This window comes from Parazoarcus communis SWub3 = DSM 12120 (assembly GCF_003226565.1).
GTDB lineage: Bacteria > Pseudomonadota > Gammaproteobacteria > Burkholderiales > Rhodocyclaceae > Parazoarcus > Parazoarcus communis.
Genome location: NZ_QKOE01000226.1, coordinates 1 through 220 on the forward strand (window position 1 = coordinate 1; position 220 = coordinate 220).

The 220-nt window shown below is 70.9% G+C and carries 1 protein-coding gene; it reads left to right on the forward strand.

The window, feature by feature from the left end; genetic code table 11:
* On the forward strand, positions 1-220 hold a 220-nt coding region (locus DNK49_RS23840; protein WP_133255204.1), incomplete at both ends, for a hypothetical protein.

Genomic DNA, 220 nt, shown 5'->3' on the forward strand with positions numbered 1-220 from the left:
CGCGATGGCGCCGGCCCCCGCGCCATCGCCTACGCCTACGATGCCTCGGGCCGGCTCATCGCAAGCCAGCACGGGGCGCAGCGCCACGACTATCGCTTCGACCCGGCCGGTAATCGCCTCGATGTCACCGCCCCCAACGGCACGCTCTCAGCCCTGGCCGATGACGACTGGGCCCACACCGTGGCGCGTAACCTGAGCGACCCCGAGTTCAACCTGCTCG